This is a genomic window from Mesoplasma tabanidae (genome assembly GCF_002804025.1).
GTDB lineage: Bacteria > Bacillota_I > Bacilli_A > Mycoplasmatales > Mycoplasmataceae > Mesoplasma > Mesoplasma tabanidae.
This window is the reverse complement of record NZ_CP024969.1, coordinates 703,018-729,386: the sequence shown is the minus strand read 5'-3', so window position 1 is coordinate 729,386 and position 26,369 is coordinate 703,018. Positions and strand designations below refer to the sequence as shown.

General features: G+C 26.2%; 20 protein-coding genes and 1 riboswitch. Of the genes, 16 read left to right on the top strand and 4 right to left on the bottom strand.

Going from position 1 to position 26,369, the window contains the following annotated elements:
- Positions 1-3: 3 nt before the first annotated feature.
- From thiI to MTABA_RS03270, 8 genes are all read left to right on the top strand, one after another.
- Complete coding sequence (gene thiI / locus MTABA_RS03305) at positions 4-1,206, top strand: tRNA uracil 4-sulfurtransferase ThiI (RefSeq protein WP_100679747.1); 1,203 nt, start codon at positions 4-6, stop codon at positions 1,204-1,206.
- On the top strand, positions 1,206-4,184 hold the full coding sequence (dnaE, locus tag MTABA_RS03300; protein ID WP_100679746.1) for a DNA polymerase III subunit alpha: 2,979 nt from the start codon (positions 1,206-1,208) through the stop codon (positions 4,182-4,184). The genes thiI and dnaE overlap by 1 nt, the downstream gene beginning before the upstream one ends.
- Positions 4,185-4,200: 16 nt before the next feature.
- Positions 4,201-6,888 carry a DNA polymerase I gene (gene polA, locus MTABA_RS03295; RefSeq protein ID WP_100679745.1) on the top strand — a complete coding sequence of 896 codons (2,688 nt, stop codon included), beginning with the start codon at positions 4,201-4,203 and terminating at the stop codon, positions 6,886-6,888.
- Between the two features lie 16 nt (positions 6,889-6,904).
- The gene (mutM, locus tag MTABA_RS03290) at positions 6,905-7,732 is read left to right on the top strand and encodes a DNA-formamidopyrimidine glycosylase (RefSeq protein ID WP_100679744.1); all 828 of its coding nucleotides are present in this window, start codon (positions 6,905-6,907) and stop codon (positions 7,730-7,732) included.
- Between the two features lie 161 nt (positions 7,733-7,893).
- The gene (locus tag MTABA_RS03285) at positions 7,894-9,090 is read left to right on the top strand and encodes a DnaD domain protein (RefSeq protein WP_100679743.1); all 1,197 of its coding nucleotides are present in this window, start codon (positions 7,894-7,896) and stop codon (positions 9,088-9,090) included.
- A gap of 7 nt (positions 9,091-9,097) precedes the next feature.
- Entirely contained in the window at positions 9,098-10,033 is a 936-nt protein-coding gene (locus MTABA_RS03280) for an AAA family ATPase (protein ID WP_100679742.1), read from the top strand.
- A gap of 92 nt (positions 10,034-10,125) precedes the next feature.
- A complete protein-coding gene (gap, locus tag MTABA_RS03275; protein ID WP_100679741.1) occupies positions 10,126-11,139 on the top strand; it encodes a type I glyceraldehyde-3-phosphate dehydrogenase in 1,014 nt (337 codons plus the stop codon).
- 113 nt (positions 11,140-11,252) lie between these two features.
- Positions 11,253-12,467, top strand: coding sequence for a phosphoglycerate kinase (locus tag MTABA_RS03270; RefSeq protein ID WP_100679740.1), 1,215 nt, complete (start codon positions 11,253-11,255; stop codon positions 12,465-12,467).
- A gap of 44 nt (positions 12,468-12,511) precedes the next feature.
- Here MTABA_RS03270 and MTABA_RS03265 read toward each other — a convergent pair whose 3' ends face one another.
- Positions 12,512-13,198 (bottom strand): ECF transporter S component, encoded by a 687-nt coding sequence (locus MTABA_RS03265; protein ID WP_100679739.1) that lies wholly within the window; start codon positions 13,196-13,198, stop codon positions 12,512-12,514.
- 87 nt (positions 13,199-13,285) lie between these two features.
- Positions 13,286-13,402, bottom strand: a riboswitch (FMN riboswitch).
- 64 nt (positions 13,403-13,466) lie between these two features.
- Between MTABA_RS03265 and MTABA_RS03260 the strand changes: the two genes are divergently transcribed.
- Positions 13,467-13,973, top strand: a complete 507-nt coding sequence (locus tag MTABA_RS03260; RefSeq protein ID WP_100679738.1) for a hypothetical protein — start codon at positions 13,467-13,469, stop codon at positions 13,971-13,973.
- A gap of 272 nt (positions 13,974-14,245) precedes the next feature.
- Here MTABA_RS03260 and MTABA_RS03255 read toward each other — a convergent pair whose 3' ends face one another.
- The 3 genes from MTABA_RS03255 to def all read right to left on the bottom strand — a co-directional run bounded on the left by MTABA_RS03255 (position 14,246) and on the right by def (position 17,798).
- A complete protein-coding gene (locus MTABA_RS03255) occupies positions 14,246-15,196 on the bottom strand; it encodes a hypothetical protein (protein ID WP_100679737.1) in 951 nt (316 codons plus the stop codon).
- An 88-nt stretch (positions 15,197-15,284) separates the two neighbouring features.
- Positions 15,285-17,051: a ribonuclease J gene (locus MTABA_RS03250; RefSeq protein ID WP_100679736.1), complete on the bottom strand. Its 1,767-nt coding sequence runs from the start codon at positions 17,049-17,051 to the stop codon at positions 15,285-15,287.
- A 144-nt stretch (positions 17,052-17,195) separates the two neighbouring features.
- A complete protein-coding gene (gene def / locus MTABA_RS03245) occupies positions 17,196-17,798 on the bottom strand; it encodes a peptide deformylase (RefSeq protein ID WP_100679735.1) in 603 nt (200 codons plus the stop codon).
- Positions 17,799-17,967: 169 nt separating this feature from the next.
- Between def and MTABA_RS03240 the strand changes: the two genes are divergently transcribed.
- From MTABA_RS03240 to MTABA_RS03210, 7 genes are all read left to right on the top strand, one after another.
- Complete coding sequence (locus tag MTABA_RS03240) at positions 17,968-18,927, top strand: glycosyltransferase (RefSeq protein ID WP_100679734.1); 960 nt, start codon at positions 17,968-17,970, stop codon at positions 18,925-18,927.
- A 6-nt stretch (positions 18,928-18,933) separates the two neighbouring features.
- On the top strand, positions 18,934-19,770 hold the full coding sequence (locus MTABA_RS03235; RefSeq protein ID WP_100679733.1) for an RDD family protein: 837 nt from the start codon (positions 18,934-18,936) through the stop codon (positions 19,768-19,770).
- A complete protein-coding gene (locus MTABA_RS03230; protein ID WP_100679732.1) occupies positions 19,763-21,934 on the top strand; it encodes an ATP-dependent helicase in 2,172 nt (723 codons plus the stop codon). The genes MTABA_RS03235 and MTABA_RS03230 overlap by 8 nt, the downstream gene beginning before the upstream one ends.
- A 75-nt stretch (positions 21,935-22,009) precedes the next feature.
- Positions 22,010-22,279 (top strand): HPr family phosphocarrier protein, encoded by a 270-nt coding sequence (locus MTABA_RS03225; protein WP_100679731.1) that lies wholly within the window; start codon positions 22,010-22,012, stop codon positions 22,277-22,279.
- 77 nt (positions 22,280-22,356) lie between these two features.
- Complete coding sequence (locus tag MTABA_RS03220; RefSeq protein ID WP_100679730.1) at positions 22,357-23,349, top strand: CPBP family intramembrane glutamic endopeptidase; 993 nt, start codon at positions 22,357-22,359, stop codon at positions 23,347-23,349.
- Positions 23,349-24,257: a pseudouridine synthase gene (locus MTABA_RS03215; protein ID WP_167373337.1), complete on the top strand. Its 909-nt coding sequence runs from the start codon at positions 23,349-23,351 to the stop codon at positions 24,255-24,257. The genes MTABA_RS03220 and MTABA_RS03215 overlap by 1 nt, the downstream gene beginning before the upstream one ends.
- Before the next feature lie 17 nt (positions 24,258-24,274).
- A complete protein-coding gene (locus MTABA_RS03210; protein WP_100679728.1) occupies positions 24,275-26,329 on the top strand; it encodes a hypothetical protein in 2,055 nt (684 codons plus the stop codon).
- Positions 26,330-26,369 lie beyond the last annotated feature (40 nt).

Here is a 26,369-nt window from a genome sequence, read left to right as displayed (position 1 = left end):
AAAATGAAAAGTATATTAGTAAGATATGGTGAATTGACTTTAAAGGGAAACAATAAACATATGTTTATTAGTAAACTTTTAGATAATATAAAATTTAAACTAAAAAAAATTGATCAATCAAAAGTTAAATTTATTAAAGATAATAATTCTTTAGTTATTGATGTGGAAAATGAAATTCTTGATGAAGTTTTAGAAGAATTAAAAACAGTTTTTGGTATATATTCACTTTCAGTCATTGAAAAATGCGAAAAAAACTTAGACAAGATTGCTGAAAAGGTCATTGAAATTGCTAAAAATTCAGTAAATAAAAGATTTAAGTTGGAAATAACAAGAAAAGATAAAAGTTTTCCAGTGACAAGCGCAGAGCTAAAATTAGCATTAGCACCAATGGTTTTAAGAGCTGTTGATAATCTTGTTGTTGACGTGCATAACCCAGATTTAAAAATTGAAGTACTTATAAAAAAAGATGGCACTCAAATCTTTTCAAAAAGAATTGAAGGATTAAAAGGATTACCTGTTGGAGTAAGCGGTAAGGCACTATCTTTGTTAAGCGGGGGGATTGACTCTCCAGTTGCTTCATTTTTAACAATGAAGAGAGGTATGCATGTCGATTTTATTCACTTTATGACACCACCACATACTTCTCCTGAAGCATTAGAGAAAGTCTTTCAGTTAGCAAAAATTGTTTCAAAATATAATTCGAAAAAGTTTAATTTATATGTGTGTGATTTTTCAACTTTATTACAAGAATTACAGCACATACCTGAAGAAAGTTACAAAATTACAATCATGAGAAGAATGTTTATGCGCATAGCCAATTTAATAGCTAAAGCAAATGGCCATGAAGCTTTAATAACTGGTGAAAGTTTAGGTCAAGTTGCTTCTCAAACAATTCAAAGTATTGATGTAATTAATTCAATAAGCGATTTGCCAATTTTAAGACCAGTACTTACTTATGACAAAGAAGAAATAATAATAATATCAAAATTCATTGAATCATATGAAACATCAATTTTACCATTTGATGATGCGTGCTCACTTTTTGTTCCAAAACAACCTGTTACAAAGCCAAAAAGATGAATGGCAGAAAATCAAGAAAATGCTATTTTATGAAATGAATTATTAGATTATACAATGGAAAATAAAATTCAAAAATTTGTTTTTCATAAAGGAAGTTTTACAGAAGAAACTAATAAGGAGGATTAATGCCAAATTTTATACCCCTAATAAATGTGCGTAGCGTATATAATTTTCAAGAATCATTGATTAAAATTAATGATTATATTTCTTTTGCAAAAAAAGAAAAATTTGAATATTTGTTTTATTGTGAAAATAAAACAATGTTTGGGGTAGCTGAATTTTTCAAGAAAGCTTTAGAACAAAATATAAAACCAATTATTGGATTATCAATAGAATTAGAAAATAAAAAAATAATAACTTTGATTCCTAAAAATAAAATAGGTTATGAACATATATGTTTAATTTCTTCTCAACTAAATGATGAAACAAAATTGAATGAAGAACAAATTTTTAACTTACTTAAAAATAATATTGATAGTAATACTTTTTTATTAACAAATGTTAATGATAAAGATTTATTTTTTAATAATGCTGAAATTATAAACACAAATGAAAATAAAATATTTTTTAATACAATCAGATATATCTTTGATAATGAAAAAGAACATTATAGAGGTCTTTTTGCTTTAAAAAATGGATTAACAATTAATGAAGCTGTAGAATCTTATAAAATAAATGAAGCATATCCAGGAGCTGATGAAGTTCTTGAAGTGTTTTCTGAGACAGAAAAAATTGGAAATTATATTTCTAATAAAGTTAGCTTAGATATTTTTGGTGAGAATAAAAAACATATGGCGAAATTTGTTGCGCCAGATAACATGCCAAGCTTTTCATATTTAAAACAGAAATGCTTAGCAGGTTTAAATCATTATTTTAAAAATATAAAAAATCAAGCAATACCAACAGAATATATTGAAAGATTAAATACAGAATTAGATGTTATTGAAAAAACAGGTTTTGCTGATTATTTTTTAATTGTTCATGATTATGTTTCATATGCTAGAAAAAATGACATAATTGTTGGTCCTGGAAGAGGAAGCGCTGCAGGAAGTTTAGTTTCATTTCTATTGAGAATTACAACAGTTGATCCAATAGAGTATAATTTACTTTTTGAAAGATTTTTAAATCCTGAACGTGTCACTATGCCTGATATAGATATTGATTTTCAAGATAATAGACGAGATGAAGTTATTGAATATTTGTTTGAAAAATATGGTAAATATAATGTCGCAACAATTGTAACTTACCAAACAATTGCATTTAAATCAGCATTTAGAGATGCATGCAGAATTTACCAAATTGATATGGAATTAGTTAATCTTATAACTAAATCATTAAGTGATGATTATTTGAGTTTCAATGAAATAATTAAGACACAGAAATTAATTCGTGAATACAGTGAAAAAGAAGAATTTAAAAGTATTTTTAAATTAGTTGAAAAGTTAATTGGGTGTCCAAGACAAACAGGTACCCATGCTGCTGGAATAATCATTAGTGATGTAGATTTAAGAACCATTTTGCCAATTAGACAGGGCTTAAACGGAATTTATCAAACACAATTTGATATGAATTACTTAGAAGAAATAGGTTTAATAAAAATGGACTTATTAGGTTTAAGAAATTTAACTACAATAAAAGAAATTTTAGATCTTATTAAAATAAATCATAAAAAAGATTTAAGTCTTTCAAAAATAGATTTAAATGATGGTAAAACTTTTGAAATTTTAAGACAAGGTAATACAACAGGTATTTTTCAATTAGAATCACAAGGTATGACAAATTTAATTATAGATATGAAAGTAAATAGCATAAATGATATTGCCGCGGCTTCATCTTTATATAGGCCAGGTCCACAAGAAATGATTCCTGAGTATATTAACAGTAAAAATAATAGAAAAGTAAAGCTAGTTGATAGAAGTCTAGCAAAAATACTATTGCCCACTTATGGTGTTATCGTGTATCAAGAACAAGTAATGCAAATACTTCAATATGTAGGTAATTTTTCTTTGGGTAAAGCAGACATTGTTAGAAGAGCAATGGGTAAAAAACAAATTGATTATATGATGGAAGTTAAAGACGAGTTTATTTTTAATGCTATCAAAAATAATTATTCACAAAAAAAAGCAGCAGCTATTTGAAATTGAATTGAACAATTTGCAAAATATGGTTTTAATAAGTCCCATGCAATTGCTTATTCTTATATTGGTTATTGATTAGCTTGATTTAAAGCACATTATCCAGCAGAATTTTATACTGCATTATTAAATGGAGTAATGGGTAATCCAAGCAAAACAAGCAAATATATTAAAGAAGTGAAGCAATTTGGAATTGAAGTTATTAAGCCATCGGTTAAACCAATTAGTAACAAAATAGAAAAAACGTTAATTAAGTCAACATATACAAGCTCTGAAAATAGAATTTACATGCCATTAACATTAATTAAAGGAATAGGTAGAGATTTTATATCAACTTTAAATAATGTTGTTGATGAACATGAAGATTTATTTGATGATTTAAATAATTTTTTCTTTTATATGAAAAACAAAGGATTAAATGAATCAAATTATACATTTTTAGCAAAAGCTGGAAGTTTTGATTGTTTTGGTTACAATAAATCAACTATGGTAGCTAATAAAGACTTTATTTTTAGTGCCATGATTGCGTTTAACGAAAATATTTCTTTAGAAAAGCAAACAAAAATTGAAAATTTATTTGAAGAACAATTAAATGAAGAACTTGAATCAAATTATGAAAAAGAAGTTTTTGGCTTTTACATTTCTGCTAATCCATTAACAAAACTAAAAAATGAAAATGCATATTTTAAACCTACTGACATCAATAAATTGGTTGAAAATATGAATAATGTAAATATAATTGGACAAGTTTCAGGCATTAGAGTAATTAAAGATAAAAATCAAAATAGTATGGCTTTTATAACTGTATTTGATGATACAGAATCAATTGATTTAACTGTATTTGCATCTAACTTTGAGAACTTGCAATATGATTTAGTTGCAAATCGAAACTATGTATTAAAAATTAAAACACAAAAATATAAAAATAAAATTACAGGTATACTTGAAAATATAGTTAAGCCAATTTAATTTAGAAGAGGGAAATATGAAAAAGATTTTATTAGTTGATGGTAATTCATTATTGTTTAGAGCGTACTATGCAAGTGCATATGCTGGTCCTATTTTGAAAACAAGCAATGGATTGCCAACAAATGCTGTTTATTCATTTGCAAATATGCTTACAAGTCTAATAAGTGATAGAAACTATTATGATGTAAAAGTAGCCTTTGATAAATCAAAAAAAACTTTTAGACACGACAAATTAGAAAATTATAAAGCAGGTAGATCAGCTACACCAGAAGATTTAATTCCCCAATTTCAAATTGTTCGTGAATTTTTAGATTCAGCTAATATATTGTGATGAGAAAAAGAAAATTACGAAGCAGATGACTTAATAGGAACAATGTCTAAGATAATTGAAAATCATTGTGAAGATTTTGAAGTAGAAATTTTAACAAGCGACAAAGATATGTTTCAACTGATTACAGAAAAAACAAAAATATTATTACCAAAAACTGGAACATCTAATTTAGAATTATTTGGAGTAGATGAACTTTTACAAAAATGAGAAGTTTGTCCCGCAAATGTTATAGATTTAAAGGGACTTATGGGAGATCCATCTGATAATTTAAAAGGTGTTGAAGGTGTTGGAGAAAAAACAGCAATTAAATTGCTTAAAGAATATGGAACTGTTGAAGGTATATATAAAAACATAGAATCAATTTCAGGTAAATTACAAGAAAAACTTATTAATGGAAAAGAATCTGCACTTTTATGTAAAGAAATAGCAACGATAAACTGTGAAGTAGAAATTGAAAATTTAATTTTTGAACCTATTAATATAAATCTTAATGGCTTAATAAATTTTTTAGAAAAATACGAGATGTTTTCATTAGTTAAGAGACTTTCTAATAGAGTCGGAATGATTAATAAAACTGATGATGAAGGATTGAAAGAAAAAATAAGCTATAAGAAATTAGAAGAATGAAATAATGATTATTCATCTGAAATGAATTTTATTTACATTGAATCAATTGATGAAAATTATCATAAAGGTGAAATATTAGGTATAGCTATTTCAAACGAAAAGGGAATGTTTTTCTTGAATAAAGTAAAAGGCGATAAAGAATTTGAACAATTTTTATTAAATAAAGATTTTAGAAAAGCAACTTATGATATTAAAAAAACAGCAACACTTTTAAAAAATAGTAATATAGATTTTAATTATCATAGTTTTATTTATGATGCTATGGTTGCTGCTTACGTTTTAAATCCTAATATTACTTCAAGAATTCAAAATTTAATAAATATAGTTCAAACTCATTTATTTATTGAAGAAGATGAAATAATATATGGCAAAGGTGCAAAGCAAAATAAAGAAATACATATAGATGTAAAAGCAGACTTTATTATCAGCAAGTTAGAAATGTTAAAGGTAACTTATAATCTAATTATTGATAAGTTAAAAAGTGAAAAACAATTTAATTTATATGAAAAAATAGAATTACCACTAGTTGAAGTTTTATTTGAAATGGAACAAAAAGGTATTTTAGTAGACAAGTTAGAACTTGATAAGCAAACAGCTAGAACACTTTCATTAATCGAAAATTTAGAAGATAAAATGAGAATTATCTTAAAAGATGAGATAGATGAGAATTTTAATTTTTCATCTCCTAAACAAGTTAAGGAATTATTGTTTGGCCAAATAGGATTACCTTCAAATAAAAAACAAAGTACTGATAAAGAAGCTTTAGAAAAAATTGTTCATTTACATCCTGTAATTAATTTACTTTTAGAACATAGAAAACTTAACAAGCTTTATACAACTTATTTACGTGGATTTGAAAAATTCATTTTTGCTGATAATAAAGTTCATACTATTTTTAACCAAACTTTGACTTACACAGGGAGGTTATCTTCGTCTGAACCAAATATTCAAAATATTTCTGTAAAAGATGAATTGCAAAAAGAAGCTCGTAAAATTTTTATATCAGATATCGAAACAAAATTTTATAGTTTTGATTATTCACAAATTGAACTAAGAGTTTTAGCTCAACTTGGTGAAGAAGACACTTTATTAAGCATTTTTGAAAATGATAGAGACGTACATGCAGAAGCAGCAAAAAAAATCTTTGATTTAAAAAATGAAGAAAAAATAACTAGCGATCAAAGAAGAATTGCCAAAGTATTTAATTTTGGAATAATCTATGGTTTAAGTGATTTTGGATTAAGCAATGACTTAAAAATATCTATAAAAGAGGCCCAAGAATATATTAAAGATTATTACAACTCATTTCCAAAACTTATGATGTATAAAAATAGTCTTGTAAAAGAAGCAACTGTTAATGGATATGCTGAAACTTATGCAAATAGAAGAAGAATAGTAAGTGAACTATTATCAAATAATTTTTTAGTTAAAAATTTTGGTAATAGAATAGCTGTTAACATGCCTATTCAAGGTACAGCAGCAGATATACTTAAAGTTGCTATGATTGACATATTTGATAAATTTAAAAAAAATAACCTTAATAGTTACATGGTTGCTCAGATTCATGATGAAATTATTTTTGAAATATTTGAAAATGAAAAAGTGGAAGCGGTTAAAATCGTAGAAAGCTGTATGAAAAATGCATTTAAAAAATTAGCTTTATTAGTAGAAAAAGATAAAAATAAAGTTCAAATAAAACTTGAAGTTAATATGTCAAAGGGAAAAAATTGATTTGAATTAAAATAAAAAAGGAGTGATTTAGATGCCAGAATTACCAGAGGTACGATCTGTTGCAAGATTTTTAAATAAAAAAGTTGCAGGTGTTTCAATTTTGAAAGCAGAATGTTTTTTTGAAAAAATGATTTGGAGAAATAGTGTTCAAGATTTTTTAAATAAAGTATCTAATCAAAAAATAATAAGTGTATCAAATTATGGGAAGTATTTAATGTTTGAACTCTCAGAACAAATTATTATAAGTCATTTAAGAATGGAAGGCAAGTGAAGTATTTCAAAGAAAGAAATTGATATTTATAATAAAAGTCATTTAAGATTACAGTTTGAATTATCTAATGGAGAATTCCTGAAATATTATGATTCAAGAAAGTTTGGTACAATTGAAATTTGAAATAAGAATGAATACTTGGATAAAAGTGGAATGGATAAATTGGGACCAGAGCCTTTAAATAATGAACCACCATTAAAATATTTAAAAGACAAAGCTATTAAGTCCAATTCAGTTATAAAAGCATTTATATTAGATCAAAGTGTTTTGTGTGGTATCGGCAATATTTATGCAAATGAAATTTTATTTGCTGCTGGAATTCATCCAGAAAGAATAACCAAATCTTTATCTGATAAAGAACTGAATAATATAATTATTTGTTCTAATAAAATTTTAGAAAAAGCAATTGCTTTAAAAGGCACTTCAATACATAGTTATAAATCAGGAGATGGTGAAACAGGCCAATTTCAGCATGAATTAAAAGTACATTTGAGAAAAGATGAAGAATGCTATAAATGTGGATCAAAAGTAGTTAAAAAACAAGTTGCAGGGCGAGGCACTTATTTTTGTTTAGTTTGTCAGCAATAGCTTCTTGTTGATATGTGGAAAACTAAAAATTAATCTATGTTTTACATAGGTTTTTTTTTAGTTTATAAACACTACAAAATTTCTTTAAAAAGTCCATAAAAATTATTGAAAATTTTGATATTTTTTATTTTATATTTATATTTGTATCAAGGAGGTATAGTATGAACATTTTAAACAGGAAATATTCAATTCATTGGTCTAAAGAATTAACAAAAGTTGATCATGAAGTTTTACTTAATCTATACCAACCTATTATCGGAGCTTCAGCAATTGGTTTATACAACACTTTAATATTAGAGAGCAATTGAAGCAAAAAACTTAATTCGTCGCCGTTTATGTTAGAAAGGGTTGCTCTAATAACGTCTTCATCAGAAAAACAATTAAAGAAAAATTTAGGAAAGTTGACGAAACTAAAATTGATTAAATGTTTGAAATCTAAAAAAAGTGGAAATATGGCTATTGTATTAAATTTGCCGTTATCTCCTAAACAATTTTTTGAAAATGATGCAACAAGAACATGGTTATTAAAAAAAGTTGGTGAAGAAAATTTTGAGTTGGCTCATTTGCAATTTAAAAATAAAGAGTTTAATATTGATGATTTAGACTATGAAATAGAGGATTTGTTTGAAAATAACGAAGAAAATGAACTTGATTTTATTGATATTGAACCTGCTGTGCAAACAACAAAAAAAGAAGTTTATATTTGTGAACAATCACTAAATTTATTTGATTTAAATGGTTTATTGATTAGAAAAGGTGTGTTAATTGAAATTAATGAAAGTGTAAAATCAAATTTAGATGCTTTATTATTAAAAAAAGAATTTGACATACAATTTATAGCTGAATTAATGATAAATAATTATAAAAAAACATTTAATGAAATAGATTGAATTAATTTAAATAAAGAATTTAATGCAATATCAAAAGAACTAATTAAAAAGAATTTTAGCCTTGATTTATCAGATGATGATATAAATGTTATTAATAGTTTTAATTCAACTGAATGAATAAATTTTTACAATAAATGCATGGGAGTAGAAGCTGATCAAAATGTAGTTGAGATCATTAGTTCTCTTAAATTAAAATACAATTTATCAGATGGTATACTGAATTGTTTAATAAGTTACTCATATTTAAAGAACAATAAAAAGTTTATTTATAACTATGTTGTTAAAATAGTAGAAAGTTTAAAAGCTAAAAAAATATCAACAACAAAGGAACTTTATATGTATTTAAAAAATGTAAGTAAAAGGCATGAAAAGAACATTGAAAAAGAAGCAAAAGAAAATTCAATTTATGCTAGACATCAGCCAGTAAGTGAGTTTGTAATGGAAAAAAACATTGATATAGAATGGTAGGTAAAATATGGATATTCAAATTTTTAAAGATAATAAAGTTATTGCAAAATTAATTGAAAATAGTAAAAATGAAATTTATAAAATAACAGATGATGTTTTGAAAGAAAATTTTATTATTTTATTTGAATTTGTATCTGATTATACTGAATGTTCAATTGGGCCATTAAAAGAATGCAAACAAAGAATTAGAGGTAGGCAATTAGATTTGACTTTTAAAAATTCAAATTTTTATTTAAGTTCAACACCTTGTGCTCATTTTGAATATGAAAATAAAAATCAAGCGATTAAAAACAATTATATATACAAAGATTTTAGCGTTGATCAATTTCCAAAAACAATTAAAAATTATTTAGAAGATTTAAGAACTGAAAATTTTTTTAGTGAAGAAGAGATTGAAGAGAGAGAATTAACAATTCAGAACGCAGGAAAATTGATTGTCAATTATATTGATGATAAAAAAAATCTAGATAGAAAAAATATAAAAGGAATATATTTATATGGTAACCCTGGTATTGGCAAAACAACAATTTTTAAAACATTAGCTAATGAAGCAGCTAAAAGAGAAGCAAAAATTTTCTTTTGTACAGCACCAGACATAATAGAAAAATGTAAAGAACAATTTAGTAGAAATTCTAATTCACCAATTCCTTATATTGATCAAATGAAAAAATCTGATATTTTATTTATTGATGATTTTGCTGGTGAAATGGTTTCAAGTTGAACAAGAGACAATCTATGATATATCATTTTAAACTATAGAATGAATAGGAAAAAACTTACTTTTATATCTTCAAATTTTACACTATATGAATTAGATAAAATTTACAATATAAGTAAAAATAATAAAGAAATTGAACTTATGAAAGTAGCTAGATTAAAAGAAAGAATAACAACTTTAACAACATTTTTCACACTATCAGGAAAACACTCAAAAAGAACATAATTTTTTCAAAGAATTTTTTGAAAAAATTGTTCTTTTTTATTTAAGAGTGTAAAATTATTAATGTATAGATATTACAAGAGAGGATAAAATATATGTCAAAAAAAGTTGCAATTAACGGATTCGGAAGAATTGGACGTTTAACATTTAGACAATTATTCAACCAAGGAGTTGAAATCGTTGCTGTTAACGATTTAACAGATACAAAAACATTAGCTTACTTATTAGAATTTGACTCAGCACAAGGAAAATTCCAAGAAGGAAAAATTTCATACACAGATAACTCAATTATTGTTGATGGAAAAGAAATTAAAATCTTTGCTGAAAGAAATGCAGCTGATTTACCTTGAGGTAAATTAGGAATCGATTTAGTAATCGAATCAACAGGATTTTACACAGACAAAGATAAAGCATCAGCACACTTAACAGCTGGAGCAAAAAAAGTTATTATTTCAGCACCTGCAACAGGAGAAATGAAAACAATCGTTTATGGTGTGAACCATAAAAACTTATCAGCAGAAGATGTAATTATTTCAGGAGCTTCATGTACAACAAACTGTTTATCACCAGTTGCAAAAATTATGGATGAAAAATTTGGAATTGTTAAAGGAAAAATGGTTACTGTTCATGCTGTAACAAATGATCAAAAATTATTAGACTTACCTCATGGTGACTTAAGAAGAGGGCGTGCTGCTGCATGAAACATTGTTCCTTCAACAACTGGAGCAGCTAAGGCAGTTTCATTAGTATTACCAAACTTAAAAGGTAAATTAGATGGATACGCATTACGTGTACCAACAATTACAGGATCAATAACAGATGTTACTTTACAATTAAGCAAAAAAACAACTGTTGAAGAAATTAATGCAACTGTTGAAGCAACAATTAAAGCTGATGCTGAATTATCAAAAGCAATTAAATTTAATACACAAGAAATTGTTTCAGGAGATACAATCGGATCATCATTCGGTTCAATCTTTGATGCAACATTAACAAAAATTACTGAAGTTGATGGTGAACAATTAGTTACTGTTTGTGCATGATATGACAATGAGTCATCATATGTTTCACAATTAGTAAGAACAACAATTTACTTCATGGGATTATAATTCCTAGAATTAATAAATTTAAATACCCTAAAGGGTATTTTTTTTGTTATTAATTTAATAATTAATATAAAAGAGTTAAAATATATAATGTAAAGAAAAAAGAGGAGAATAGAATGAATTACAATTTGAAAAAAACATTAAAAGATATTAATGTAAAAGGAAAAAAAGTTTTAGTTCGTGTTGACTTTAATGTTCCATTAAAAGATGGAGTTATTACTGATGACAATCGTATTCAAGCAGCATTGCCAACAATTAAATACTTAATTGCAAATGATGCAAAAGTTATCTTATTTTCTCACTTATCAAGAATTAAAAGTGAAGATGATAAAATAACTAAATCATTAGCTCCAGTAGCAAAAAGATTAGAAGAAGTTTTGGGACAATCAGTAGTTTTTGTTAACCAAACAAGAGGAGCTGAATTAGAATCAGCAATTAATGCTCTAAATGAGAGACAAGTTTTATTATTTGAAAATACTCGTTTTGAAGATGTTAAAAATGGTGAAGTAGTTAAAGCAGAATCAAAAAATAATCCAGAACTAGGAAAATACTGGGCAAGTCTAGGAGATGTATTTATCAATGATGCATTTGGTACAGCACACCGTGCCCATGCTTCAAACGTTGGTATTGCTTCAAACATTTCTGAATCAGCATTAGGTTTCTTAGTACAAAATGAAATTGAAATGTTAGGAAAAGGAATTGATGCACCTGAAAGACCTTTTGTTGCAATTTTAGGAGGAGCAAAAGTTTCTGATAAAATCGGTGTTATTGACAATTTATTGACTAAAGTTGACAAAATTTTAATTGGTGGAGGTATGACTTATACATTCCACAAAGCAATGGGGCTAGAAATTGGTAACTCATTATTAGAAGCTGATAAAGTTGAATTAGCTAAGGAATATTTAGAAAAAGCTAATGGAAAAATAATGTTACCTGTTGATAGCTTATGTGCTCCTGAATACGCTGATGTTACTCCAACATTATGTGGTGAAAATGTTCCAACAGGAATGATGGGATTAGACATAGGACCTAAAACTATTGAAATGTATGAAAAAGTATTAGCAAATGCGAAAACTGTTGTTTGAAATGGACCAATGGGAGTTAGTGAATTTGAAAATTTTAAAGCTGGTACAGTTGCTGTTTGTGAAGCTGCTGCTAAACGTAAAGCTGATGGAGGATTCACTTTAATTGGTGGAGGAGACTCAGCAGCTGCAGCAATAAAGTTAGGATTTAAAGATGAATTTTCATGAATTTCTACAGGTGGTGGAGCTTCATTAGAATACATGGAAGGTAAAGAATTACCTGGGATAGCTGCTATCCAAAATAAATAATTTTTTCATTTTAATAAAAAAGACAGACTTAAGTGTCTGCTTTTTTATGCTCTTGATTGTTTAATTAAAATAAATAATATTTTTATTGTTGAAATAAACAGTATTATATTAATTATATATTTTGCCAATGTGACTCCAAAACCAACTCATAAAAGCATTTCTCAATAACCACTGCCATCATTTGAAAGATAATACATATTGAAAATAAATTTGTCATTACATATCATTGAAATAAACCCTGATCCGACCATTGAAACTAGTCCAGCTAAACAAACTAAAAAAATAAATATCTTTATTTGATTTTTAAACTCCGTTTTTAAAAGAATTAATTTTTTAAGAATAAAAAAAATTATCGCAAATAAAGTTAAAAATGTCATATCAGAAATCATCATTGAAAGTAATCCAATAGGTTCACTACCTAATAATAGTCTAAATCAAATAGCACCAATAGACAAAATTGAGGCATATATGTAATTAGAACATAAATAGATTACTAATATTATAAAAAAAGATATTTCAATAGTATAAACTCCGGCTATCATTGGAATGGCTATTCCCATTACAACTTTTGATATTATAGTCATTAATATTTCTAATGTAAATAACATTGATAAAAGAGCAACTTTTCTTGTGTTAAGTCTAAATGTGTCTCTAAAAACTTCTTTTCAATTTTTGAAATTTATTTCAGCAAAATCATATTTATAATTTCACAGTTTATATTTTTTGTTCATAGTATACCCCTTAGAAATAAAAAAACCGCTTACTAAAGAAGCGGGACGGACAGCAAAAAATGTAAACAAAAATTGTTTAACCTTAGCTGACATTTTCTACCATCCGGACTATACCGTCGGTTTCAGAATTTCACTGAATCAACCTGTTAAGGTTCATGGACTATTACCATCGGTAAGGAATTACACCTTGCCCCGAAAATGTTATATTCTTATTATATAAAAAATATATATTAAAGTTGTAAAATATAATAAAGTAAAAGGAGATAAGATGAAAAATTGTAATTATTGTAAGCTATCGATAAAACCATATCAGCTAAGTAGAAGTGGTCAAGTTTCAAGTGGAACTGTATACACACCTAATAATTCAAATTTTGGTTTTGTAACAACTGGTGGAAGAATATATACAAGTCACATGGGATGTCACAAAATAATCAATAAGAAATTATGACCATGAATAATAGTAGCATTAATATGTATGATAATAGCATCTATTTTATTTATTCCAGGAATCATTAATGTTGTTGATTATGAAAGTTACAAATGAGAAAATGGTAAAGAAATTCTTGTTGTTGATTTAGCAAAAAAATCCAAAGGAATTACTCAACTTGTAATTGCTGGTATTCTACTGTGTTTAAGTATTTTATCTTTCATTATTGGGTATGTTTACGCATTGTCATTTGTTAAAGATGGTCAACATGCCAATGACTTTATTGATGAAGATGCAAAACTAATTTATGATGCAGCTCTTAAAAAAGCAAAAAAAGAATTAAAATAATGAAAAATATTAAATAAAGTATTTGAGGCTTTTAATATGAATAAAATTAGTATATAAGAAATTAATAGTAAAGTAAACCAAGGATATACAATTTTAATGACAATAAAAGGGGACAGAATGTTGCTAAGTCAATAAAAGAAGAAAGAAGCAAATATCTTGATGATAGTGTTGAACTAAAGAATTAAAAGTAAATTTGGAATTTGTGGTTGTGGTAAATAAGCTAATTTATTAGATTATATTTGAAGAAAAAAACGGATTACAAAGTCCGTTTTTTATGCGTTTTGTTGTTGAACTCTTGCTTCATCAACTTTTTCAAAGTTATTAATTCTAATAACTTGTTCTTTTGATCAAAGACCAGAAATAATTTTTGAGTACATTGAAACAACTCATGTAACATATCAAATTTCAAGACCTATTCTTGAGAATGCTAAGAATATTGCAAATACTTTGAAGAATCCATCATAGCGATTCATGTAGCTAAATGATTGGAAGATTACACCTATTAATCTAAATATTGCCATTATAATTAAGAATACTAATTCTAAAGTAGCAATAATTGTAAAAATTACACCAACAACTTGCATTAGATAACCTTGCAAGTTTTTTTCTTTCATTAAATCTGAAGCATTACTTCTTGAAAATAATCCAAATCCTAATACACCAATTAAAAATCCAACAATTGATAATGTTATAGATAAAAATCCCATTAAACCATAACTAGTAGTTGTATCAATTAGTTGGTTAAATGTAATCCCTGAACCCAATGATATTGAAATGAATGATACTAAGAATAAAGTAAACCCTATTAGCATTGTTAAACCTAAGTGCTTTGCTAAGAAAGCTCTTGGATTCAATGATGATTGAGTTTCAATATTTGGCATTGAAGTTAAGATAAAAGGTGTAACGATTCCTCCTACTCCAACGCTTAATACTGCAAGTATGTATCTATTAGCAATTACTTCTTCATCAGACGCAGAATTTAAATAACTAATTATTACATAAGCTGAATAAATTGATTTTCATAAGAAATAAATTTCTATACCAATTATTAAAGAACTCATTGTAACAGTACTTGGGTCATTTGATCCTAAGAATTCACTGCTTGAAAAAAAGTAAATTGTCATTACTAATATAAGAGCAGTTACAGCTGTTCCTAATATTTGAGCAAACTTTATAAATCCTCTTGGAATATAGCTTCGCCCATAATTTCTATTTATAGCCATAATTATAATCTCCTTTCATGGTTAAAATAATTATATTCTTTTTTTGCGAAAATGAAAATATTAAAAAAAGAACGCTTAAATCGTTCTTTTATTTTTTGTTTAATATAACTGGAATAATTAGCGGATTTCTACGTTTAGTTTTGAAAATATAAGGCGAAAGTGATTGTTTAATTGCTTTTTTAATTGCTCCAAAAGTCGGCTTTGAAGAATTCAATACTTCATTTATAGCCTCAGTAACAATTGTGATAGCTTCACTAATAACATTTCCTGAATCTTTTACATAAAAACTTCCACGTGAAATAATTCTAGGTGCACATAATAATTTATTAGTTTGAGAATCAATTGAAACAACAACTGATATTAAACCATCTTTACTTAATATGTCGCGTTCTCTAATTATATTTGAAGCATGTGCAGTCATATCTTTACCGTCTACATAAATAGCATCAGCATCTACACGTTTTCCAATTTGAGCATTACCTTGTAATAATTCTAATTGATCACCATTAGCCATTACAAATCCATTACCTTGTTTCAGGTTAACTGATTCAGCAGTTTCAATATGTTTTTTTAGCATTCTAAATTCACCATGCATTGGCATGAAATAGTTAGGTCTTAATAATGTAAACAATAATTTTTGCTCTTCTTGACTAGCATGACCAGAAGTATGAATTCTATTGCTTGGTGAAGATTCAATAACATTAGCACCTATTCTTGTTAAGCGATTAATTAAAATTTCAACATCAGCTCTGTTACCAGGAATTGGTGATGATGAGAAAATAACAGTATCTCCAGGAATAATTGAAATAGATTGATGTCTATTTGTAGCAATTCTTGAAAGTGCAGCCATTGGTTCACCTTGACTACCTGTTGAAATAATCATTATCTTGTTTGCTGGGTGTTTTTCTATGTCATTAGCCTTAATAAACATTTTGTCATTAATTTTTAAATGCCCCATTTGACGAATAATTTTGATAATTCTTTCAATTGATCTACCTAAAATAACAACTTTCTTATCGTATTTATTAGCTAGCTCAACAATTTGTTGAATACGGTGAACATTAGAAGCAAAAGTTGTAATAAAAATTCTACCTTTAGCTTTTAAGAAAAGTTTATCAATGTTTTCAATAATTCCTTTTTCACCAGGCGTATAACCTTCAACTTCAGCGTTAGTTGAGTCTGACATTAAAAGTTCAATTCCTTTATCACCCATACTTGCTAATTTACTTAATTCAGCAAAATGACCTAAAGGTGATCAGTCAAATTTATAATCTCCTGTTGAAAAAATATTTCCATTTGGAGTTTCCACTAAAATCCCAAAAGCATCAGGAATAGAGTGGTTTAATGCAGCATAACTAACTCTTAAATTTTTAGTTGCTCAGATATCATCAGCAACGTATTCTTTAACAATTGTTTTATCTGTCAATTTGTGTTCTTTTAATCTGTCTCTAATTAAAGCAGCAGCTAACTCAGGCGCATAAATAACAGGTATATTAACTTGTTTAACTAAATAATGTATTCCACCTATATGGTCTTCATGACCATGAGTAATAAATAATGCTTTAATTTTTGATTCATTTTCCTTTAAATATGAGTAATCAGGAATAACAGCGTTAATTCCAAGCATTGAATCATCTGGAAACTTAACTCCAGCATCTATCATGATAATTTCATTTTCATGCTCTATACAATAAGTGTTTTTACCAATTTCTTCAAGTCCACCTAAAGCAAAAACTTTAGTTGGAGATTCAGTTTTAATGTATTTTCTTTGAACTTCTTTTTGTTTAAAAACAAAAGGTTCAAAATCCTCTTTTTCAATAATTTGATTTGTAGAAGTTATTTTTTCCTTTTCCATTTTTTCCTCCATTTATATAAAATAAACATACATAAACATAACTTATGTTTTAACTATTAAAATTGCTCTGATTATTAATTAAAATATAATGATTTAACATTCAAATATGTATTTTGTTTTTTATTAAATTGATATTATCATAAATTAAAGAATAACTCAATCATCACCAATAAACTCAGGTTCATCAATGTTTATGTGGTCATAATATAAATTCCCAATATTGTGATCCATTTCATGTTGAAAAACAATAGAACGATAGTCTTTTAATTTTAATTCAACTCATTCTTTTTTCAATCAATCAAATCCTTTGACAGATATAATTCATGATCTTGGAACAATTCCATGTTTATCTTCATCAACACTTAAGCATCCTTCGCCTTCTTCCAAGGCAGCTAGTCTAGATGACTTTGCAATGTATTCAGTATTTATCATTGCGTACTCTTCAATTTTGTTATCAGGTAAATTAAATCTTACATAAAACATGTCTTTATTGATTCCAATTTGTGGGGCAGCTAATCCAACAGCAGGTCTTAAATATTCTTCTTTGCCCTCATAGTTGTATGCTTCATCTTGGCTTACTACAACAAAATCAATTAACTTTTTCATTGTTAATTCTTCTTCGCTTGTTAAATTATTAACGTCTAATACTTTTGGTGAGACAGATCTAATAATATTTTTATTGTCATCTTTAGTAAGTCATTTATTTGTTGGTATTTCAGATTGTAGTAAATAATTTTTAATGCTCATATTATTCCTTTCAAATTTAAAATTTATGTATTTTTACTTTTATAATATTATATATTAAATTTATTTTAAAAAAATTAATGTGACGCTCCATAAGTACTTAAATTAATAAATGACAAAAAATACCTTTTAGTGTAAAATATATATAGTTATATTCAAGAGAGGTGAGAAAATGTTAGTTTCATTTATTATTTCTAGTCAAGCTAGAGAAGAAAAATTATTTAAAACAATTAATACATTAAAAAAACAAACTAATGATTCATACGAATTAATCATAATAGTTGATGAACCAAATACAGAAAAGGAAGCTATAGATTTTGTTAGAGATCAATTTATTGAAAATGATAAAATTATGCTAATTTTTAATTCTAAAGGTCAAGGTGAATCTTTGAACTGAAATAATGGAATTGAGTTAGCTCGTGGTGAATATGTTTCATTTTTAAAAGAAGGAGATTTAATCAATGAGAACTATGTACAATCAGTTCAAAACATTATTGAATCAAGCAAAAACAAAGTAGATTTAATTGAAGTTCAATACGAGCAGTCAAATTTATTTGAAGGTGAAACACAACCTTTATTAGAAACAAATAGGTTATATGATTTGCAAGAAAATAAAGAGGTTTTTGCATATATAACACAAGAAATATATGGTAAATTATTTAGAAGCAAGTTTATTAAAGATTTTAGAATTACTTTCAAAAAAAATGTTAGATTTGATATGTTATTTTTATTTATGTCATTAGCTCACTCAAGAAATTTTTATTTATCTGGAGATGTTTTATTCAAACATAAAGTTTCTGTTCCAAAATATTCAATTTTTGATATTGTTAATCAATGACCGCATGTTTTAAATTATTATAGAAGAATTGGTACATATAAAGAGTTTAAAGATGAACTAAATTTTGCAGCTAACTATTGTATGGCGTATAATTTCTTAAATTTATCAAAAAGAATTAAAAACGCAGGTATAAATAAAAAATCAATTTTATTTGTTAACACCAAACTTGATAGAAAAGTTAAGGAATTCACATCTCAAAATGTAATTTTTTTAGAAAATGCAAATCCTGACTTTACAATTAGAATGGAAAATTTTAACGGCTTTATTAATGAACAACTTAAAAAAGTAGGATAGTTAATAATGTTAGAAGTTACTAAAACTGTTGATGAAAGCTTTGAGTTATCTCAAGTACAAGAAAATGCATTAAAAGAAAATCAATTTTATTTACCAAGTTTATGAAGAGTATTTTTTGCAAGGATAACAGATTTGATTATCAGTTCTTTATTATTTTTGATTTTAGGGTTTATTTTTAAGGATCAAGCTAAAGATGGTAATTGAGTTTTCTTATTTATAATTTTTTCAGCAGCTTTAATATGAAATTTTTCCTACTTTGTTTTATTACCCTATTTTTTAAAGGGAAAAACAGTAGGAAAAATTATTTTTAGAATAAAGCTAGTAAAATTGAAAATTAATGAAAAACTAAAATTTAAAGATCTTTTTCAACGTGAATTGTGATTTATTTTATTGCCATGGTGCTTATTATATTTAGGTAATATTTTATTTCTTTTTTTAATGATGAAATATGACAAAACAAAAACAAGTATTTTTCTTGATTTAGGATATATTGTATATCAAGTAAATTATTGAATTTTTTTAATTTGAAATATAGCAATAGCTTTATCAATTAAACTTCAAAAAAATCATCAATCATCAGCTGATATGAAAAATAAAGTGATTGTTGTTTTAGAAAAAACAAAAAAATTAAAAAGATATTCAAATATATCTGGTAAATCAGTTTTAAAAGAAACACCAGGTAAATTTGATAGTGTAATTTTAAATGAAATAGGTAATTCTGATGAAAAAGAATTTTATAGTTCTATACATGTTGATAAACCGAATTTAACTGAAAATTTAAAATTGGAAAAGAAAAACCGAAAACAAATTGAGCAAAAAGAAAAAGGAGAAAGCCATGAATAATTTATTATTGCAATTAAATGAACAACAATTGGCAGCTGTAACAATTACAGATAAACCATTAAGAATAGTTGCTGGAGCAGGTTCAGGTAAAACCAAGGTTATTACTACAAAAATTGCATATTTAATTGGAGAACTTAAAATGGCTCCCTATAAAATATTGGCTGTCACATTTACAAATAAAGCAGCAAGAGAAATGAGGGATAGAGTTAATAAAATAATTCCTGATTTAACAAGCAATCCACATATTTCAACTTTTCATGCTTGATGCTCAAGAGTTTTAAGAGAAGATTTTGAATTAATTGGATTAAATAAAAATTTCTTAATTATTGATCAAGGTGATCAAGTAGCAATTATTAGAAATTTAATAAACGAACATTTTAGTCATTTGACAGAGTTAAAAAAATATACAGAGAAAAAAATAATATACAGAATTGGTAATTGAAAAAATGATTTAATATCACCATTAGAAGCAATGGAAGACTGCTATAGTGGTATTGAAAGAGCAATTGCAACTTTATATCAAAAATATGAAGATTATTTAAAAACAATAAATTCAATTGATTTTAATGATTTGCAAGTATTAGTTTTTAAATTATTTAATGAGCATTCAGATGCTCTTGAAAAATGAAGAAACAGATATGATTATGTAATGGTTGACGAGTTTCAAGATACAAATGACTTACAATTTGACTTAATAAAATTTTTAACAAGAGATAAAAATAATTTAACTGTTGTTGGAGATCCTGACCAAACTATATATTCATGACGTGGAGCGAAAGTGGATATTATTTTAAACTTTACGAAAGCTTTTTTAAATGGTGTAAGTATTACACTTAATCAAAACTATAGATCAACTCAAAAAATATTAGATCTAGCAAATGATTTTATTAATAACAATAAAAATAGAGAAGCAAAAGACATTTTTACAAATAATGTATCAGGAGATTTACCAATTGTTAAAGAATGTGAATCAAGAAATGATGAAGCAAGATATGTAACTTTAAAAATTAAAGAATTAATTCAAAATGGTTATGAGTACAAAGATATATTCATATTATATAGACTTAATGCATGATCACAGGAATTTGAAAAAGAATTTCAAAATAATAAAATACCTTTTCAATTAATTGGTGGTATACGTTTTAAAGACAGAAAGGTTATTAAAGAAGCTAACGCTTTTTTAAGAACTTTAGCTGCAAAAGATGAACAAGCCGTTGAAAGGGTTTTAAAAAGCATACCAAAAGTTGGAGATGTTACAATTAAAAAATTAAAAGAAAAAGCACAAGATATGAAAGTATCTCTTTATGATTTAATTGTTAATGAAGATGAGTTACATATTAATCAAATTTCAAAACATTTAACAACTATTAGAAATGTACTTGCAAAATCAGTTGATGTTTATAATGAAAACAAAAACATTAGAGTTACATTACAATATATGCTTGTTGAATCAGGTTATATGCAAAAATTAAAAGATACTGAAAAAAAAGAAGATATAAGTTATATTGAATCATTATATGATCAACTAGAAAATTTTGATAAGTCTTATCAAGTTGAAAACTCTGAAGAAGAAGCAACAGAAAAAATTGTTTCTTATTTACAAGAAGAAGCTTTATTAAACTCTGATGCTGATGATATTGAAGCACAAAAAGTTACATTATTAACAGTACATGCAGCTAAAGGGTTAGAAAATAAAATTGTTTTTGTTGTTGGACTAAACCAAGATGTTTTTCCCGGAAGACTATCTGCAAATTCAGCTAAAGAAATTGAAGAAGAACGAAGAGCATTATATGTTGCTATTACACGTGCTGAAGAAAAAGTATTTATTACATATATTAAAGGCGAATTTTCATTTATTTCCCAATCAGAATTAGCTCCATCAAAATTTATAAAAGAATTTGATCAAGACTTGTATCATTTTGAAGGAAAATATCAAAAAAGCTCTAATCCATTTGCAAATATTAGTCACTTAGGTTCACCTAATCTGAATACACAAAATAAGGTTTCGGTAGGATATGAAAAAAATGATATTATAGAACACATGATTTTTGGAGATGGAGTAGTAATTGAGATAAATGGTCAAACAATGAAAGTAGCTTTTAGTTCAAGTTATGGAATTATGCCTATTTCAGTTAGCGATGCAACTATATCAAAGAAAAATTAATTAATTAAGAATTGATAAAAAAGTTAACTTATTGTTATAATTATATAGTATTAAAAAATACAGGAGGAAAATTAAATGGCACAATTTACAGCAGTTATTACTGATAAAATTGGATTACATGCAAGACCAGCAACTGCAATTATTTCAGCAGCTTCTAAATTTGAATCAGACGTTAAAATAGTTTCAGGGTCAAAAACAGGAAACTTAAGATCAATTATGAACATCTTATCAATGCAAATTAAAAATGGCGATGAGGTTACTATTATTGCTGAGGGATCAGATGCTGATGCAGCAGTTGCAGGAATCAAAGAAGCAATGGTTTCAGCAGCATTAATTGAAGGTTAATAAAAAATTAATTAAAATTGCTATAAGCAATTTTTTTATATGTTTTAATTAATTAGACAATAAACAAAAGGAGAAACATGAAATTATCAATAAATAAATACAAACATTTAATGAAGTCATCAATTACTAAATTAAAATTTCAAGATGATTTACCACAAGAAATAAAGTTTAAATTTAATGTTTTTAATCCTTTAATTGATGGAATAATATTTGCAACATCAGTACTATTTGTGCCATTAATAGTTCTTATAATTTTAAAATTTACAGTAAATACAAGCTCAGTTGAAGACACTCAAAGTATTATAAATCTTGTATTTGTTTCAGTTCAAATTATTTGTTCAGCTATTGGGTGCTTTGTTTTATATAAAAGAGATAATGAACTTTTTACAAGAACAAATGCTTTTGGAATATATGCTTTTATAGTTTTACCGTTTTTATTTGTTATTATTTTGGGTTCACTATTTTTAGCCTTATCAGGCTGAAATAGCAAATCAAATTTAGTAGCTACTCAATTCGTGTTGATGTCATTACAAATAATTGCAGAAATAGTTGTTGGAATAATATTGTTTATTAAAGTGCCTTTTTTAAAAGACAGAATTTTCTGAACTTTAAAAAAAGAATGAAAAAAAGTTTTAGTTGTTGTTCTTTTTATGACAATAATTTTGTTTGGAGCATCTTTTGGTTTGAGTTTCATTGAAGTGGAAACATCTAATCAATCAGCTTTAGAAGAAATTTATAAAAACTCTTCAATAACAGTAAAAATATTTTATTCAATTTTATTATTTATTTTTAGTGTGATAGTAGCACCAATAGTTGAAGAGCTAGCATTTAGGGATTCAATATTTACAGGAACTGGAAATAAATGATTTGCAATGATAGTTTCATCACTAGCATTTGCAATGGTCCATGTTGGTATGGGAGATGTGCAAAACATTTATATTTATTTAATACCAGGAATTATCTTGTCAGCAACTTTTATTTACACAGAAGGTAACGTAACCTATTCATGATTAGTTCATTTAGGATCAAACCTTATTACATTTATTTTAATGATCGCAGGGAGAAACTAATGAATAAATTTATAGCAAATCAAAATGATGATAACCAAACATTATTTAAGTTCTTAAAAAAGAACTACAAAACAACACCACTTTCAGTTATCTACAAATGACTTAGAAAGGGTGATATCAAAATCAATGAAAAAAGGATTAAAGATAAAGATTACTTAATTAAAACTAATGATGAAATAGTAGTTTATGATAATAACAAACCAGTGCTAAGAGATGATTTTAAAAAATTATCAAAATATGATATTGATGTTATTTACGAAGATTCAAATTTATTAATAGTTAAAAAACCATACAATGTTGAAGTTCATTCACCAGTTAAAACAAGCATGGATGATATTGTTAAGAATTATTTATTTGATACTAAACAATATAATCCAAGTGAAGAAAATTCATATGTAATTAGTCATATTCATAGACTTGATAAATTAACATCAGGTCTTATAATGTACGCTAAAAATAAACAAACTCATGATATTATGGTTGAGGCAATTCAAGATAAAGATAAAATTGAAAAATATTATAGATGTAGAATCGATGTGCCGGTTACTGAAAGATTAGTAGCTAATGGTTGAATAAAATATGACCCAACTATTCAAAAATCAGTTTTTAGCGAAGAATTTAGATCTGATTTTAAAGAAGCATCAACAATATTTAACGTTGTTAGTTTAGATGTGACAAATGAACAAACTGAGTTAGAGGTACAAATTTTAACGGGTAGAAAACACCAAATTAGAGCGACTCTTGAATACTATGGAGCATCAATCATTAATGATTCAAGATATTCTGGAACAATCATTAATAATAATAAAATGATTTTCCTATTTGCTAATAAATTAGTCTTCAACGGTTTTGAAGGAAAATTGGAAAATCTAAATGGTAAAATTATAGAAATAGAACCAACCTGATAAGAATAGGAGGTGGAGAAATGCAACTGGAAGCTACAGCTACAGATAATGTTGTTATAAAGACGTCTGCAAGAACTAGTGTATGAAGTGCATTAGTAGGAGTTGCAATTTCTTTAACTAATACTATTATTCAAATTCTTATGATTTATTGAATTTTGAGTGCCTATGGTACTGAGTTCAATGGGTTTGTAAGAATTTCTATGTCCGTTGCTATAATTGGTGGAACTTGTGAAGGTGCGCTTGGTATAACAACAGTTATTTTAATGGCAAAACCAATTATGGAAAAAGATTGAATTACAGCTAATGAATCATTTTCAACCGCAAAAAGAAAATATCGTAATAAGCTATGAAGAGGTTTACTGTTTGTTACTTTAATTTCGATTTTATATCCTCTTGAAATTGCTTTAGCTCCTCATTTTTTACAAGGTGATCAAATTACAACTATTATAACTGGACCAATAATCAAACCAGGGATTGAACCAATTACAATTCACTTATGAGAACTAGGTTTTGTTTGTTTCTTTTTTGGATTTAAACAAGTTGTAAGTTCATCTATTTTTGGTATTTATGAAAATGTGCTTGAAGCAGATAAACAGAATTATTTAAGAAGAGCTATTATTCTTTTTACAGATGTATTAGTTTATATGCTAATTATTTCTCTTTTAAGCTGAATTAACTTTAAAGGAATTCACATTAGTCCAGTATTAGTATTCTTACCAATTACTGTTTATCCTTTTATTCGTGGATTCATGATAATGGTTTATGTAAAAAGAAAATATCCATGAATTAAATTTTATTCAGACTTTAATGATCATAACTTAGTCAGAAAATCATCAAAATTATTTTTCTCATCATTGGGAATTAATATTTTAATGAATTCAGACATTATTATTCTTTTAGTTGTTTTGGGAGCATCAGGGCTTAAAACAACATCTATGCTATCAATTTATATGATTGTTGGTATTAATATAAGAATAATAATGTTAAATTTCATTGTTTCATTTAGAGAGTATTTTATTTCACAAATTTTAAAAGAAGGACGAATAGAATGAAAAACATATACAAACTATGAGCTTTATACATACATTGTTGCAGCTTTTAGTTTTGTTATGATTTCTATATTAACTCCGTTTGTAACTACTGGTTTATTTGGAAGCGTTATAGCAAAAGACTTCGATGGAACTGAGGCTAGTGCCATTTATCAAGCACAAGCTTTAGAATATATTTTTTCAGGCCAAGAATTTTCGATTTTGTTTGGTTTATCAACAAGCGCAATAATTATAGTACAAGGTCAATATGTTTTAGTTCAGGCAAAAGGAATTGAGAAAAGAACAACAAAATGATTAAATTTAATTGCAATTTGATATTTAATCACAGCTGGATTAACTTTGGTTCTTTTATATTTCTTTGCATTCAATTCAGGAACTAAAGACAATTGAATTCCTTACATGATTAGATACTTGTATATTATTAAACTTATTTTTATGATGCTAGCATATTTTTTCTTGTGGTCGTTTACATGAACACATATTACATACAACTCATCATTAAAAAATGTTATACCTAATTTTATATTTTTATTAGTACCTATTATTTCAACTTCTTTATTTATTAACTATGGATTAAGTCAGTTTGCATTAATTAATATAACTAGTAAAATTGTAGATAATAAAATTAAAGTTGTTGTAAACCCAATATCAATTCCAACAATTGTTAGTGTACTAGTAATAACAGGGATAACAAGTTTACCTATTTGTATTATTTTGCCTTTAATATTTAGACCTAAAATTGGATTAAACATTATTGTTAATTTACCAGTTGTTAAGCAAATTATTCAAAAAAATAGTAGTAAACTTAAAATTGCAAGATTCATTGATGCTGGTATAAATGCAGAGGAAGAATCAAATCAAAATGAACAAATAATTAAATCATTGTATGATCAAATTGAAGAAAATAATGAAGTAATAAATAGTGAAAGTTATTTTGAAAAAAGGTATAAGTACAAAACTACTCCCAAAGTTTATACTTTGAAATCAAATGAAAAAACTTCAATTAAAGGTAAATCTAAGAAGTAGCGTTAAAAATATTAAAATGAAGCCCTTTCAAAAAGTGGCT